The following is a 15,065-nucleotide window of genomic DNA, read 5'->3' on the forward strand; positions in this document are numbered from 1 at the left end:
ATGAAAGCCAATCAATTATTAAAGAATATTGTCCTCGCAGAATTAGAGTCTGCCGTTAAGTCTTATTTACAAAAACAAAATGTTGAAATCCCGTTTGATGATTTTAAAATTCGAATTGAATATTCGAGGGACGAAAAATTTGGAGATTACTCTTCTCCTTTTGCCTTAGAAAATAAAAATCTATTAAAATTAAATCCAAAGGACATTGCAGAAGGGGTTCTTTCCGAGATCAAAAATGATTCTCTCTTTGATTTTGTTTCTTTTTCTCCACCTGGTTTTATCAATTTTAGAATCCGGCCTTCGTTTTTAATTGGGTATGTTTCAAAGGTCATGTCACCTGCTGTATCCTTTGCGAAAGCAGAAGTTTTGGAAACAATTTTGTTGGAATTTGTATCCGCTAACCCTACAGGTCCCATGAATATTGTATCTGCTCGTTCAGCAGCTTATGGTGATGCGTTGGCAAATTTATTATTAAGTTTAGGTCATACCGTCAAACGAGAGTTTTATGTAAATGATTACGGGAACCAAGTTTATTTACTAGGAGTGGCCGTTTTACTTCGAATTTTTGAAAGTAAGGGGGATCATATCTCCTTCCAAGAAGAAGAATCTGACGAGTCCATATTTTCACTGATAGAAAAACGTGTATTACCCAAAGAAAGTTACAGAGGGGAATACATAAAAGATATCGCCAATGAATTACTTCAAGACTTGGTACATTCAAAACAAGTAGGGGACTGGATCCAAAATAAAAATTGGGAAGATTGTATTCAGTTTTTATCAAAGTATGCAGTTGAATATAACCTGAGTCGACAAAAGGAAGACTTAAATTTATTTGGTGTGCAATTCGATAAGTTTTACAGTGAAAGAAGTTTGCACGAATCGGGTGAGGTGGAAAAGGTTCCAACCCTTTTGAAAAAGGAAGACGTATCCACCATCGATGGAAAACTCCATTTTTTATCTACACATTACGGTGATGATAAAGATCGCGTGATACGGAGGGAAGATGGAAGACCTACTTATCTTATGGCAGACATTGCATATCATTTTGATAAATACAAAAGAGGATTTACTAAACTCATTGATATTTGGGGGCCAGATCATTATGGTTACATTGCTCGTTTAAAAGGGGCAGTGGAATCTTTTGGAAAAACAAAAGAGAGTTTTATGGTTCTCATTGCGCAACAAGTGAATCTCATCGAAAACAAAGAAAAAGTGAAGATGAGTAAACGATTGGGTATATTCCAAACAATGCGAGATTTATTGGCCTATCTAGGAAAAAATGGAAAAGATGTGGGTCGTTATTTTTTCCTTATGAGAAGTTCTGATGCTCCTCTTGATTTTGATTTGGATTTAGCGAAGGATGAATCAGATAAAAATCCTGTCTTTTATATCCAATATGCACATGCCAGAGTCTGTTCCATCTTCCGTGAGTTACAAATGAATATATCGGAATGGAAATTTCCTTCTGAATTAAAAGATGAACAATTCCAACAAGAGGAACGGATTAGGCTTCTTTTTTGGGTTTCCCGTTTTCAGGAAGAAGTTTACGATACTGCAACTCATCTGGAACCACATCGCCTAACAAACTACCTACAATCACTGAGTAAAGCTTTTACTAAATTTTATTCCCATAAAGATAACCGTATCAAAGAGAAAGTAGGAGAGGAAAGGGAACAATTATTACTTCTGATTTATGTTACGAAATTGGCGATTGCTTCAGGTTTAGAACTTCTTGGTATCTCTTCACCTGAAAAAATGTCAAAAGAAGTCGAAGGATGATGTCACCATTTATTGTGATCCTTTCCACTGGATCGGAATTAACAGCAGGACGAAGTCTTGATACCAATTCTGGATGGATTGCGAATCAACTGTTTGAACTCGGGTGGAAGGTTAAAAAATTCATTACTTTGCCTGATGATCCAAATTTGATTCTATCTGAGTTACAATCCCTACAAACTTTTGCAAAGGAAAAACCAGTGCTTGTCATTATGACGGGTGGCCTTGGTCCCACAGAAGATGATTATACTTTGGAAACTGTTTTAAAATTAACAGGGAAAACATCCTATTCAGTTGAAAAAGCAAAACTTCGACTCACTAAAATTTATGAATCAAGGGGAAAAGAATATAAAGATATCCTTCCCAATGTGTTTCGCCAAACATTTGTTCCTGAAGGATGTAAGACTTTAGACAATTCTGTAGGCATTGCAGTAGGATTTGTGGAAGTGATTGGAGAAAATTCCTATTTGGTATGTATGCCAGGTGTTCCTTCCGAGATGACTGAAATGTTTAAACGTAGGTTAGTTCCTGAACTAAAAAAACTTTATCCTCGGGAAAACTTACTCCAAAAAACAAAATGGTTGTGGAACATAGGTGAATCATTATTCCAAAATGATTTTATCGAACCAAATAGAGATGAATTCTTCAAGGAAGCGGAATGGGGTGTTACGGCAAACCGTGGTTATATCAAATGTATTTTCCAATCAACAAATCAAAATTTGCTAGATCAGGTCATCAATCGATTGGAAACACAATATCCAAATATCATCTCTGATGATGTGTTTAGTTTTGTACACGAGCGATTGTTAGGTGAAAATTTGACAATCTCTGTAGTGGAAAGTTGTACTGGTGGATTACTGGGTAAAAAATTAACAGAACAACCTGGTTCCAGTGCTTACTTTATGGGTGGTTTTTTAACATATTCGAATGAAATGAAGTCCCAATTACTTGGGATTCCCAGTGAAACAATAAACTCATTTGGTGCAGTCAGTGAAGAAGTGGCAAAAGCGATGGTGGATGGTCTTTGCCTAAAAACAGGGACAGATTTTGGAATATCCATCACGGGAATCGCAGGGCCAGACGGTGGTAGTGAAGGTAAACCAGTCGGTACGGTTTGTATCGGGATCAAAGAACCGAATGGAGAAACCACTGTGTTTCGGTATGTATTTCCTGGTAATCGGGAAGCAATACGTGAAAATGCAAGTAACACTGCAATATTTTTGATTTACCAATCATTAAAAAAAAGGGTCATATAAATTATGCTTCAAAACATATTCTATTCCATCGGATTTTTTCTTTTGTTTTATTTTAGTTGGGATGTGGATTTGAAATTTGTTCCGAGTATTCGTGAGACTTGGATATGGAATTTGGAAGGAAAATTTGGCACCAATCCTCCGAAGTTTGGCGAGGATCCAATCAAAACAATCAATGGTTATAAATACAACAAACAGTTTTATTCCTTTAAAACGAGTTCCCGCCCCGAGATTGATCCAAAATATTTAATCGATTTTCCTCTTTTAGGGAATGGGTATCTGTTATATGAAAAAATTGGAGATGAAGTTAATTTTTTCTCAGATAGTAGTGAGTTGTTTTGGAAAAAACCTATTAATTCATACCCACGTAGTGGTTATTTTGCTTCTCCTGTTTTGTATTTATCAGGAGATAACAACACGGTGTTTTTACTTGATGAAAGTGGAAACAGAATCGGAAAACAGGAGTTAAATGGTAGGTTTCTGACTGATTACCAATTTGATACTAAAAACAAAGGTTGTGTTGTATTGTTTTCTGGTGGGGAAATTTACAGGTTAGATGAAAAAGCTAATTTAAAATATGGATTTGATTTATCGAAAGAGAAAGAAAATTCTTTTTTTAAGTCTTTGTCAATTTCTCCTGATGGTAAGTTTGTATCTGTACATTTTTCAGTAAATGACAAAGATTGGATCCTTAACTTAGATGAAAAAGGTGAAGTCGTAGAAGAATTTCCGTTGGTAAAGTTTTACCCACATCAATTGTATTTAGCTACAAGTAACGAAGGGAATCTTTTTTTGCAAACTCCAGATTCATTGCAGTATTATGAAGATGGGAAATTGGTTTGGGAAAAAAACAAAACAAAACAAGTGGGTGTTTACCAATCAATTTTTGCCAATGATCATTTTGTTGTGGCAGCTGTGGATTCAGAACTTCAGTTTTATACTCCAAAAGGGAATTTGATTCGCAAAAAAAGAATTTCACCCTCTGAATTTCCCATTCGATTTTTCCCAGGAAAAACAGATTCTGTTTTTTATATGGAAACGAAAACTGACTTAGTGCAGTTTCAATTGTTATAAATTTATTTACACTTCGTAAATTGATAAAGATTTAAAACCAGTTCTTCCTTCTCGGTTGATCATGGCAATGGTTTCTGTGCAAACACCTGGTTTGATATTAAAGATCAGTTGGTCTGAAATTTCCCTACAGATATAAAGGCCTCTTCCATGGCTGTCTTCTAAACCTTTTGGAAATCCAGTTGTTTCATCTATGCTGATATGACGATCCAAACGGTGTAAAATTTCTTCTTTACGCAGGGATCCGAATTGGTCGCGAACTACGATAAAAATTGTACTATCAGTAGAACCATAACCGATTAAAAAATAATCATCTGGCATCAGTTGGATATTATCGAGTGGAACAACCATGTCATGGCTAGGTATTTCAAATTGGTATTTGTATTCCCCTTCGTTTGTACGAGGAGCACGGATCATTGCATTGGAAGTTAATTCTTCTAACACCTGTTGGATGGCTTTGGGAGCACCCAATTGGATTAAATTTTTCGAGATTTTGCCACAAAGGATGGACCTGTCTTGGTCTGATTTAATTTGTTTATAAACAATTCCATTGTTAGGAGCTTCTTCAAATTCACTATTAATGTTTTGGTCTAATACTTGGAAATCTTTTGCAAAATACTTTTCAATTCCAAAGATATCATTTGATAATAATTTTTCTACCATCACTTCAATTAGATGGATATCTAAAAAACTATACTTGGGTATAATGTTCCAAATTTGAAGGTCTTTCGCATATTTTATGTATTCATTGATATTGTATGCAGTCATCAATGCATATTGAACAGTTGGGAATTCTTTTTGGATGAGTTTTACAAGGTCTATACCTGATTTACCAGGTAATCGAATATCAGTTATGGTTAAGTCAATTTTTTCGTTTGATAAATACCAAACTGCTTCTTCAAAATGTTCTGCACCAAAGACATTAAATTTTGCACTTAATAAATCCATGATGGCTTCACGAATTGAATGGATATCTTCAACGATAAGAATGGATTGTTTCATGAATTTGGCTCCGTGATGTCATTAGTGAGCGGAAAAGAGATCGTAAATCTTGTTTTTTGTTCCACTGATTTAACAGAGATATTTCCATCATGTTCTTTGACGATGGAATGGCAGATCGAAAGTCCAAGCCCAGTTCCAGTTCCTGATTTATTACTTGTAAAAAATGGATCGAATATCTTTTGGATGATCGCATCAGGAATTCCTCCTGCATTATCTTCCACGATGATGTGGAGCCAATTTTTGGTTTTGCGAATTTCAATTGCGATTTCACCTGGTCTGTAATCAAACGCTTGTAAGGAATTACGAAATAAATTCATAAATAACCTTTCCATCTTCCCTGGGTGGAAAGGGAATTGGTATTCGTGGTCACATGTGATACGCCAGTTGATGTTTTTACTTAGGTGGGGATAAAGCCGAATCACAGTATCTTTTGCACGGTTAATGGTTTCAACGATGTCACCTAAAGTGACCTTTACTTTGTCTGTTTTTGCAAATGAGATGATATCAGAAACAATGATGGCAGCACGAGAGATATCGTTCCTAATCATATCCAATCTTTTTTCAATTTGTTCTGGTGGTTGGTTTTGCCAATTTGCCTTTAAATTTTGTAAAGTAAGGCTAATTCCAGTTAAAGGGTTATTTAATTCGTGAGCAATTCCTGATATTAAAATTCCTAAGGATGCAAGGTTACGCATTCGGAATGATTCTTCTTCTTTGTCTCTTTGTTTGGTAACATCCGATATTTTTTCCACCATCCAAAACAAATCTTCTTGTTTAGGGTAGGGGTAAAATTCTAAAAGAAGTGTTTGTTTTTTGTCCTCAGAACGGAAAAAAATTTCTCTTGTGATGGGAGCGGACGATGTTTGATTTTTGTCCTTTGATTTTACATTAATTTTAGGGCAATATGGACAAACATCTGTTCGTTGGTATAAAACTTCGTAACATTTTTTGTCTAAGAGTTCGTCGTATTTATTGTTTTTTGCAAACAAAATGGTCGCAAGATTGGCTCTTTGGATATTGAAGTCAGAATCGATTAAAACCAGCGGGTCTTGTACAACATCATAAATGGCTTCCAATTCTCGGGCTTTTTCGGCAACTTTTTCGATGTTTTCCATCGATTGAGAATCACCATTGTTTCTGTTTTCTGACAAATTAATATCCCAGTGATTGGTTCAATTGTTTGAACATTTTTTTTTGGTTTTGGTTTCCGTTTGTTTTTTGAAGTGCACTAATCGAAATTAGTTGGCTATGGAAATCTAATAAAAATTTGATATAAAATTCTTTTTTGAAATTATTCCTTTCCTGTTTGATGGAATCATTTCTGAGGGAGGAAAGAGGGAAACTATCAGATCCATCAAGACCTGAAAATTGGATGACCATATCATTCACCGATTCATCTAAAGGAGTAGAATCAGTGATTTTTGTTCTGGTTTTTTGTTCGATTTCCGTGTCTTCAGAGGTGATTTGGATTTCTACTTTGGAGAGTACAGAACCATTAAATTCAAGTAAGATTGATTTTTCTTCTGAATGTTTGATTCGATTTTTGTTCTGAGGGTCCGGATCAACTTTAAACTTACGGATTCGTATGCCTGTTCGGTTGGGATAAGATCCAATGAATTGGATGGTGGTATTGGCAGGTAAAGACGAAAGTTGTTCGTAGGACAGAAGTTCCCTGGCCTTTGCGATGTCTCGGTAGAGGCTAAGGATTTCCTTGTCTAATCGATTTTCTTTTTCGGCAATGTCGACCTCAGAGAAGAGATCGACACTCAGTAAAAAAAGACTAAGGAGTGCTAGGTGCCGGTACTTCGGGAGTTGTTCCATCAGTTTCTACCGGAGTTTCCAAACTTGGTTCCACATCTGGTACCAATACTTCATCTTTCTTTGCAAAAACAAAGGAAAGAGCAAGAGATAATACAATAAACAAAATCGCTGCTACTCTTGTTGTTTTTGTCATTACGTCAGCTGTTGAAGCTCCAAACACGGATTGGCTCGCGGTAGATCCGCCAAGCATTCCCGCACTTCCACCTTTTCCTGTTTGGATCATCACAAGAAGGATGAGGAAAAGTGAAAGTAGAACAAATAGAGTGAGAATGGTTCCTGCAAAAAATCCCATATAATTTCCTTATTTTAAAAGTCCTAAAAATGATTCTAGTTTTTGACTGGCTCCACCCACAAGGCCACCGTCAATGTTTGGTTTGGCGAGAAGTTCTTTGATGTTGTCTGGTTTTACAGATCCACCATAAAGAATTTGGATGTTTTCTGCCACTTGGTCTGCTCCTACAAAGAGTCTGCCAATTTCTTTTCGAATGAAGGCATGTGCTTCCTCTGCTTCCACAGGAGTTGCTACTTTTCCAGTTCCAATCGCCCAAACAGGTTCATAAGCGATCACAAGATTGGCGAAGAGATCACTCGTAATGTCTTTTAGACCTTTTTTGATTTGGTCTTCTAACACAGAGAAAGTTTGTCCTTTTTCTCTTTCGGCCCAAGTTTCACCCACACAATAAACAACGCGAAGTCCCGCTTTTAAAAAGTAGGTTATCTTTGCATTGTCAAACTCGGAAGTTTCTCCAAGGAATTGTCTCCTTTCGGAATGGCCCACAAGGACAGTTTTGATCCCGAGTTCTGCGAGTTGTACGGGAGATATTTCCCCTGTCATGGCAGTGAGAGCTGATTGGTACGCATTTTGTGCACCAACGATGAGTTTAGAGCCACTTGCGATAGAAGAAACCGATTCCAGATGAAGAGCACTTGGGAACACCATCACTTCATACGAAGAAACATTACTTGTTTCTACCAGTCCTCTTGCGATTGTTTTCGCTTCCGCAAGAGTGAGGTTCATCTTCCAGTTTCCGGCTATGATCTTCTTTCTCATCTTATTTGTCTTCCTTTGGGAGTAAACATTGAACACCTGGGAGTGTGCGTCCTTCCAAAAATTCTAGGGAAGCACCACCACCAGTGGAGATGTGAGTGATTTTATCAGCCACACCAGCTTTATTCACAGCGGCGATGGAATCTCCTCCACCCACAACGGTTTTGGCTTTGGATTTACTGATGGCTTTTGCAATTTCAATCGTTCCTTTAGAGAACTTATCCATTTCAAACACACCCATCGGTCCGTTCCATAAGATGGTCTTTGCTTCTTTGATGGCTTTTACATAATTGTCGATGGTTTTTGCCCCGATGTCCATTCCCATCCATCCGTCCAAAATTCCCATTTTGTCAACAGACTTGGTTTTTGCATTCGGATCAAAATTGTCAGCAATGATATGGTCAACTGGGATTTGGAGGTCAACCCCTTGTACACCAGCACGGTCAATGAGTTGGAAGGCTTGGGATTCAAATTCAGGTTCCACAAGGGATTTGCCCACAGGAACTGCTCTGGATTTGAGAAAGGTATAAGCCATACCACCCCCGATGAGAAGGTGGTCCACTTTTTCGAGAAGGTTCTTTAAAATCGCAAATTTGGAACTGACTTTTGAACCACCTACGATCGCCACAAACGGACGTTCTGGTCTTGCGAGAAGCCCACTGAGCACTTCAATTTCTTTCCGCATGAGGAGTCCCGCAAAGGCAGGGAGGAGGTGAGCCACACCTTCTGTCGAAGCGTGGGCTCTATGTGCCGTTCCAAACGCATCGTTGACATAGACATCAGCGAGTTTTGCCAGTTCCTTACAGAAACCGACATCGTTTGCCTCTTCTTCCTTATGGAAACGAAGGTTTTCTAAAAGTAAAATTTCTCCTTCTCCCAGTTCATTTGATAACTTCACAACAGGGGCACCAATGACCGCTTCCGAGAAACTGACTTTGGTTTTGACAAGTGTGGAAAGAACATCAAACACAGGTTTCATGGAATATTTTGGTTCCGGTCCACCTTTGGGTCGGCCTAAATGGCTTCCCAAAATGATCTTTGCTCCTTTGGAAATGAGTAATTCCAAAGTCGGAAGGGTTTTTTCAATCCGAGTTTTGTCAGTGGCGATTCCGTTTTCCACAGGGACATTGAAGTCCACACGAACAAAGACTCGTTTTCCTTTTAGATTTTGTTCTTCGAGAAGAGGTAATTTCATCTTAGCCTTTTTTTGCCATGTAACGTACGAGATCGAGAACTCGGTTGGAGTATCCCATTTCGTTGTCATACCAAGACACGAGTTTGAAAAAAGTAGGGCTTAGTTCAATACAAGCATCTGCATCAAAGATAGAGGAACGAATGTCACCAAGGAAGTCATTTGATACCACCATATCTTCTGTGTATCCAAGGATTCCTTTCATGGAACCTTCACTTGCTTCCTTCATTTTCTTTTTGATTTCGGCAAGGCTTGTTGGTTTTTCCGTGCGAACGGTTAAGTCCACAACCGATACGTCTGGAGTGGGAACTCGAAAACTCATACCAGTGAGTTTTCCGTTTACTTCAGGGATACAAAGTCCTACTGCTTTTGCAGCACCTGTGGAAGCAGGGATGATGTTTTGAGCAGCACCACGACCACCACGGAAGTCTTTTTTAGAAGGTCCGTCTACTGTTGGTTGGGTTGCTGTCATCGCGTGGATGGTAGTCATTAAACCTTCCACGATTCCAAAATTGTCAAGAACCACTTTTGTGATCGGAGCAAGGCAGTTTGTTGTACAGGATGCGTTGGATACAACATTGTCTTTTCCTGCATCGTATTTCTCATGGTTTACACCCATCACAAAGGTAGGGATGTCTTTGTCTTTTGCAGGAGCAGAGATCACTACTTTTTTCGCACCAGCTTTGATGTGTTTTTCAGCGCCCACTCGGTCTGTGAAAAGACCTGTTGATTCGATGACAAAGTCCACTCCAAGTTCTTTCCATGGGAGTTTTTCTGGGTCTCTTTCGGAGAAAGTTTTTACTTTTTTGCCATCGATGATGATTTCGTTGTCTGTGTGAGAAACTTCCCCATTGAAACGACCATGAGTTGAGTCGTACTTAAAAAGATAAGAAAGGTTGTCTGGGGTGACTAGGTCGTTGATTGCGACAAATTCTAAATTGGGGTCTTTGATTCCGGAACGAAGCACAAGTCGTCCGATGCGACCAAAACCATTAATTGCGATTTTTACCATTGAGTTTCTCCTAAAAGGCTCGTATCTAGAGATAAAACGATTTTTTAATTACAGAATTTCGAGTTCGGGGTCTATGTCACTCATTTTAAAAGGCATAGGAGCAAACAGAAGCCTAGAAATTGATATTTTTAACGGGAGGTTCCACCATCCTCGTTGTACGATTTTTGCTATTTTCGATGTCTAAAAACGGCATGGATCGGATTCAAAAAGAGCTAAATCGGGCCAGATTCCAACAAAACATATTGGCACAAGTCTCCTCTCATCCGAGTGCCCGGTCAGGCGACATCCAAACTTTAGCCAAGTTCATCACCAAATCAGTGGCGGAAGGACTTGGAATTGAACGAGTGGGTGTCTGGCTTTTTAATGATTCCAAAAATGAACTTTTGAATGTGGATACATACTTCCAAAGTAAAGCCCTTCATAGTTCAGGAGCCATTTTGAAGGAAGTTGAATTCCGAGAGGAATTCCAATACCTAGTGAAGGAAAAGTATGTGGATGCTAACGATCCTTATACGGATCCACGTACGAAAGGATTCATTGAAACCTATTTAAAACCAAATGGCATCACGGCAATGTTAGATGGTGTAATCAGAATGGGGGAAGAACTGATTGGAACTTTATGTTTTGAACATGTTGGTAAAAAACATAAGTGGCAAGATGATGAAATTATTTTTTGTAGCCAATTAGGTGATCAAATCGCTCTCACAATCAGTAACCAAAGGAAAAACCAAATTTATGAGGAATTGATTGCAAGAGAAAATGAATTAAGAGAGTTAAATGAAAGTTTAGAACAACTGGTTGAAGAACGTACAAAAAAACTAAGAAATTCTAACGAAGAACTAGAGTCAACTATCTCCACATTAAAAAAAGCTCAAAACCAACTCATCCTTTCTGAAAAAATGGCAAGCCTTGGGCAACTCGTAGCAGGCATAGCACATGAAATCAATAACCCCATTGCAGCCATACAAGCATCAGCTGAAAATCTAAAAGAATCTTTATTTGAATCCGAATATTCCTTATTCCAAAAAGAGTTAAAAGAACTCTTGCCAGATCATAAGAGTCAAAATTTATTTCAGGAAGTAATCCAAGTTTTAAAATCTAGAATTGAAATCATATCTGGTAGAGAACGGATGAGCCGAAGGAAACGAATTGAATCTTGGCTACACCAAAGAGGGCTTCCCGATTCTTTTTCATTCCATTTGATAGATGTTGGGTTTGATTTGGATGTTTTGGAGTCGTATCAGGAATTATTTTTAAAAGACAAGGTAGAGAAGATACTCACCTTACTTGTGGAAGAAATCACTGTTTACCAATCACTTCACATTATGTTATTAGCTGTTGAACGTGCCAGTAAAATGACGTTTGCTTTGAAAAACTTTGTTCGATTTGAAATATCCAAAAATCCAATCAAGGTTAATGTGAAAGAGAATATCGAAACTGTTCTCACTTTGTATCAAAATCAATTCAAGAAAAATGTGATTCTAATAAAGGAATATGAAGACATTCCTTTCATAGAAGGGTATCCAGAAGAACTTTTACACTTATGGACCAATCTCATTTACAATTCTTTACAAGCGATGTCCTTTTCTGGTACACTCAAGATACAAACCAAAAATCTAGAGGATAAGGTTTCAATCTGTGTACAAGATTCGGGACCAGGTATACCTGAATCCATCCAGACCCGTATTTTTGAACCATTCTTTACAACAAAAGCACTCGGTGAAGGAAGTGGGCTTGGTTTAGATATTTGTCGCAAGATTGTAGAACGCCATCAAGGTTCGATTCGATTCCAGTCAATTCCAGGTAATACTGAATTTACGATCGAACTTCCGCTCCAAATTCCAAAATAAATCCAGTGAAAATTACCACATAACAGCAATGATTTGGGATTCTTGGATGGTGCCGAGGGTTCTCGAATCCACTCCCAATTCGCGGTTGTCAGCGAGTAAAAAGAAATGTTTTTCAGGAACTGTCACTGGGTTCATATCATCATGTTCTGTTTTCCCGGCCGGGATGAGAGCGATCGATTGTGTACTTGGTTCGGGAAACATTGTGGGATCTAAGATGGTTCCATTCCGAAAGACCATGCGTTTTTGGATGGAAATGGAGTCTCCCGGTTTGCCAATGATCCTTGCAATGAATGTAGAATTTGGGTCAAGTGGGGAAGTGGCAATGACCACATCTCCAATTCCCAGTTGGCTTTTGCGATAAAAACGATTGAAGTAAGCGGTGTCCCCTTTTTTTAAACTTGGTTCCATATAAGAATTGGGTATGGCCACAGGAAGCAGGACCTTATACTTCACAAACATAGCAGAGACCAGGCCGATTCCCATCGGAAGTAATATCACAATGAGTTTTGTTTTGAGTGGGACTTTATTTTTTGATTTAGACATGGAAATAATTGATCTCTTTACGTAAACTTTCTGTTAGTTGGTTCATGTTTTGTGAATGTGATTTTGTGCCGTCACTGGAAATGGCTGTGGTTTGCGCATGGTTATTGATCTCGGCAATGGATCGAGAAATTTCCATCATCGCTGTTTTTTGTTCTTCAGTGGCTTCTCGGATCATTTCAGAAAGTTCTCGGATTTGAGAGACACCTTCATTTACCTCTTCGTTGGTCTCAATTTGTTTTTGGACAACCATGCGGATTTCTTTTGTCATTTGGTTGATCGAATTCACACCTGTAATGGTTTCACTTAAGATCGAAATTGATTGGTCAATTTTTTCTTGGCCTTGGTAAATTTCGACTTCATTCTGTTTGATGAGTTCTTCGATTTCTTCTATGGATTTTGCTGTTTTGTCAGCAAGTTTTGAAATCTCATCCGCAACAACGGCAAACCCGCGCCCACTGGCACCAGCCCTTGCCGCTTCAATGGCTGCATTCAGAGCCAGTAAATTGATTTGTTCGGAAATGGTATGGATGATCTCCACTACATTTGTCATCTCAGAAGATGACTGGTAAATTTTATCCATGGAAAGTTTCATCTCACCTAGAGAGGATTCCCCTTTTTTGGCATCCTTTGTGATTTCTTCTACACGGACATCGGCAACCTGGAATTTTTTATCAATTTCGGAAACAACTTGGTTCAGTTCTGTCATTTTTTTCATGAGAGAAACTAAGGTAAAGGATTGGGTTTCTGTACGTTGTGCCACACTTTCAATCCCAGCAGTGATTTCTTCAATCGAGGCAGAGATTTCTTCACTACTTGCCGCTTGGTTTTGGGCTGCATCGGAAAGGGTTAACATGGATTCGTAAATATCGGAACTAGTGTTTGTTAGTTCATTGGAAACCGATTGTGTTTGGTTGACGATTTGGCGGAGTTTGGATTGGAATTCATACATGGCATTGGCCATACTTCCAATTTCATCTCGGCTCGGGTCATAAAAATCGGATTTTAGATTTCCTTTTACCATTTCGCTTATGCGTACTTTGATACGTTCTAATGGTTTTAATTTGGATTCAATCACAAGTACTGTCACAACACCAATGATGAATACAATCAAAATAGAAATCCCGAGTGTCATTAGAAGGCTTGATAAGGTTTTTTCGTATAACTCTGCATTTTCAAAAATACAATAGATGATATAATTGAATTCAGGGTTTTTCACAAAAAAGATTCTTTTTTGGGTTCCATCTTCGGTGGAATCAATAAACCCAAGTGCTTCCTGAGTATGGAAGGGAGTATCGAAAACTAACATTGTTTTGGCGTTTTTTCCAATGTCTCGTTTGTCCGAGAAATAAACTATGGTTCCATCACCATCAAAAAATCCAACTTTGCCTGAGGTTCCAATTTTTAAATTCCCTAAGATAAAACTGGATAATTTACCAATATTGAGAAATCCACCTACGTAACCTTGGAATTGGTTGTTTTCGTAGACGGGTAAGGTGTAAGGGGAAACAATATCTCCTGAAATTTTGGAACGAATACTTGTATGTCTAAGTGGTCCTTGTCTTGCTAAGTTTCCATCTTCAATGTAAAAAATGGATCCGGTTTTGGAACGATCATATTCATTTGTTGAGATAAAAATTCCATCATCGGGTTTGTAATAAAACAATGCTTCAACCGCATGGTTTGTACTTTTTAATTGGATTTCGTTCAGGACATTACGAATTCCATTTAAATTCCGTTTTACAATTTGGTCTTTGAGTTTGTTCTCTGTAAAAATGGAAACTGTCAGTCGATCACGAAAATCAACTAAAGTCAGTCGCATGAGGGATTCAGAATCCATTACAGATTGTTTCATACTTGAGTTTACTAGGTCTAACTCTTGTTTGAAGTTCATTCTATAGTTAATGATAAAAAGTAACAAAATAGCAGCTAAAAATGAGAGGACAGTTTGGAATCCTAAATTCCTCGATAACTTTCTTGTATTGATCCTCGAGTTTTTATCCAACCGAATGGAAAGTAAAATTCCCTTTATATTAAATTTTGTTTCTACATACCCAATAAAAATCGATTGGAACAGAATCGTAAAGGCAACTGTCATTCCAAGGCCAATGGCAAGTTCACTCAGAAGGACAAAATTTTTGGTTTTTTGGTAAAAGAGTAGAGCACCGAGTACAAAAAGATAACCCACTGAATAACGGACAATGACATCGATCATCGAGACCTTTTCTAAATGATCGAGCCAAAAGTATGCCTTGTGGTTGTCTGTGTTGGAAGCGGTTCCATTAAATATTCTGTAAACGGGTGAAAAACGAATCCAATAAAAAGAAACAGCAAAACTGACAATGAAGATGACGATGACGCCGGTAGAAATTAGAATGATTTGAAGTTCTTCACTTGTCCATTGCGTAAAAAAATAAATATATGACAGCAAAATCGGGAGGCCAATTAAATAGTTAAATCCTTCAAGACCAAAAATTATAAATTTGATCATTTTCCGTAT

13 protein-coding genes are annotated in these 15,065 nt (G+C 38.0%); 4 read left to right on the forward strand and 9 right to left on the reverse strand.

What is annotated here, in order from left to right; genetic code table 11:
* The 3 genes from argS to CH354_RS15620 are packed head-to-tail and all read left to right on the forward strand — an operon-like array spanning position 1 to position 4,103.
* A complete protein-coding gene (gene argS, locus CH354_RS15610; protein ID WP_100727233.1) occupies positions 1–1,779 on the forward strand; it encodes an arginine--tRNA ligase in 1,779 nt (592 codons plus the stop codon).
* Positions 1,779–3,032, forward strand: coding sequence for a nicotinamide-nucleotide amidohydrolase family protein (locus CH354_RS15615; protein ID WP_100727232.1), 1,254 nt, complete (start codon positions 1,779–1,781; stop codon positions 3,030–3,032). The genes argS and CH354_RS15615 overlap by 1 nt, the downstream gene beginning before the upstream one ends.
* Positions 3,033–3,035: 3 nt before the next feature.
* A complete protein-coding gene (locus CH354_RS15620) occupies positions 3,036–4,103 on the forward strand; it encodes a hypothetical protein (protein WP_100727231.1) in 1,068 nt (355 codons plus the stop codon).
* A 6-nt stretch (positions 4,104–4,109) separates the two neighbouring features.
* Here the strand turns inward: CH354_RS15620 and CH354_RS15625 are convergent, their stop codons facing one another.
* The 7 genes from CH354_RS15625 to gap are packed head-to-tail and all read right to left on the reverse strand — an operon-like array spanning position 4,110 to position 10,175.
* A complete protein-coding gene (locus tag CH354_RS15625) occupies positions 4,110–5,102 on the reverse strand; it encodes a response regulator transcription factor (protein WP_100727230.1) in 993 nt (330 codons plus the stop codon).
* The gene (locus CH354_RS15630; protein WP_100727289.1) at positions 5,099–6,217 is read right to left on the reverse strand and encodes an LIC_12097 family sensor histidine kinase; all 1,119 of its coding nucleotides are present in this window, start codon (positions 6,215–6,217) and stop codon (positions 5,099–5,101) included. The genes CH354_RS15625 and CH354_RS15630 overlap by 4 nt, the downstream gene beginning before the upstream one ends.
* 37 nt (positions 6,218–6,254) lie before the next feature.
* Positions 6,255–6,923, reverse strand: coding sequence for an LIC_12096 family protein (locus CH354_RS15635; protein ID WP_100727229.1), 669 nt, complete (start codon positions 6,921–6,923; stop codon positions 6,255–6,257).
* Positions 6,883–7,215: a preprotein translocase subunit SecG gene (gene secG, locus CH354_RS15640; RefSeq protein ID WP_100727228.1), complete on the reverse strand. Its 333-nt coding sequence runs from the start codon at positions 7,213–7,215 to the stop codon at positions 6,883–6,885. The genes CH354_RS15635 and secG overlap by 41 nt, the downstream gene beginning before the upstream one ends.
* A gap of 9 nt (positions 7,216–7,224) precedes the next feature.
* On the reverse strand, positions 7,225–7,974 hold the full coding sequence (gene tpiA / locus CH354_RS15645) for a triose-phosphate isomerase (protein ID WP_100727227.1): 750 nt from the start codon (positions 7,972–7,974) through the stop codon (positions 7,225–7,227).
* Between the two features lies 1 nt (position 7,975).
* Complete coding sequence (locus CH354_RS15650; RefSeq protein WP_100727226.1) at positions 7,976–9,166, reverse strand: phosphoglycerate kinase; 1,191 nt, start codon at positions 9,164–9,166, stop codon at positions 7,976–7,978.
* Between the two features lies 1 nt (position 9,167).
* Positions 9,168–10,175 (reverse strand): type I glyceraldehyde-3-phosphate dehydrogenase, encoded by a 1,008-nt coding sequence (gap, locus tag CH354_RS15655; RefSeq protein WP_100727225.1) that lies wholly within the window; start codon positions 10,173–10,175, stop codon positions 9,168–9,170.
* A gap of 191 nt (positions 10,176–10,366) precedes the next feature.
* Between gap and CH354_RS15660 the strand changes: the two genes are divergently transcribed.
* Complete coding sequence (locus tag CH354_RS15660) at positions 10,367–12,025, forward strand: GAF domain-containing sensor histidine kinase (RefSeq protein ID WP_100727288.1); 1,659 nt, start codon at positions 10,367–10,369, stop codon at positions 12,023–12,025.
* Between the two features lie 12 nt (positions 12,026–12,037).
* On the opposite strand, the gene lepB is transcribed toward CH354_RS15660, so the two are convergent.
* The gene (gene lepB / locus CH354_RS15665; RefSeq protein WP_100727224.1) at positions 12,038–12,568 is read right to left on the reverse strand and encodes a signal peptidase I; all 531 of its coding nucleotides are present in this window, start codon (positions 12,566–12,568) and stop codon (positions 12,038–12,040) included.
* A complete protein-coding gene (locus CH354_RS15670; protein ID WP_165780351.1) occupies positions 12,561–15,056 on the reverse strand; it encodes a methyl-accepting chemotaxis protein in 2,496 nt (831 codons plus the stop codon). The genes lepB and CH354_RS15670 overlap by 8 nt, the downstream gene beginning before the upstream one ends.
* Positions 15,057–15,065 lie beyond the last annotated feature (9 nt).

Origin of the sequence: Leptospira levettii, assembly GCF_002812085.1 — a bacterium.
GTDB lineage: Bacteria > Spirochaetota > Leptospiria > Leptospirales > Leptospiraceae > Leptospira_A > Leptospira_A levettii.

What these genes read in the sequence shown, in the direction of transcription:
- CH354_RS15650 (WP_100727226.1), bottom strand. Translation starts at nt 9,166, where the DNA reads ATGAAATTACCTCTTCTCGAAGAACAAAATCTAAAAGGAAAACGAGTC.
- CH354_RS15625 (WP_100727230.1), bottom strand. Translation starts at nt 5,102, where the DNA reads ATGAAACAATCCATTCTTATCGTTGAAGATATCCATTCAATTCGTGAA.
- CH354_RS15620 (WP_100727231.1), top strand. Translation starts at nt 3,036, where the DNA reads ATGCTTCAAAACATATTCTATTCCATCGGATTTTTTCTTTTGTTTTAT.
- lepB (WP_100727224.1), bottom strand. Translation starts at nt 12,568, where the DNA reads ATGTCTAAATCAAAAAATAAAGTCCCACTCAAAACAAAACTCATTGTG.
- CH354_RS15670 (WP_165780351.1), bottom strand. Translation starts at nt 15,056, where the DNA reads ATGATCAAATTTATAATTTTTGGTCTTGAAGGATTTAACTATTTAATT.
- secG (WP_100727228.1), bottom strand. Translation starts at nt 7,215, where the DNA reads ATGGGATTTTTTGCAGGAACCATTCTCACTCTATTTGTTCTACTTTCA.
- argS (WP_100727233.1), top strand. Translation starts at nt 1, where the DNA reads ATGAAAGCCAATCAATTATTAAAGAATATTGTCCTCGCAGAATTAGAG.
- CH354_RS15615 (WP_100727232.1), top strand. Translation starts at nt 1,779, where the DNA reads ATGTCACCATTTATTGTGATCCTTTCCACTGGATCGGAATTAACAGCA.
- CH354_RS15630 (WP_100727289.1), bottom strand. Translation starts at nt 6,217, where the DNA reads ATGGAAAACATCGAAAAAGTTGCCGAAAAAGCCCGAGAATTGGAAGCC.
- tpiA (WP_100727227.1), bottom strand. Translation starts at nt 7,974, where the DNA reads ATGAGAAAGAAGATCATAGCCGGAAACTGGAAGATGAACCTCACTCTT.
- gap (WP_100727225.1), bottom strand. Translation starts at nt 10,175, where the DNA reads ATGGTAAAAATCGCAATTAATGGTTTTGGTCGCATCGGACGACTTGTG.
- CH354_RS15660 (WP_100727288.1), top strand. Translation starts at nt 10,367, where the DNA reads ATGGATCGGATTCAAAAAGAGCTAAATCGGGCCAGATTCCAACAAAAC.
- CH354_RS15635 (WP_100727229.1), bottom strand. Translation starts at nt 6,923, where the DNA reads ATGGAACAACTCCCGAAGTACCGGCACCTAGCACTCCTTAGTCTTTTT.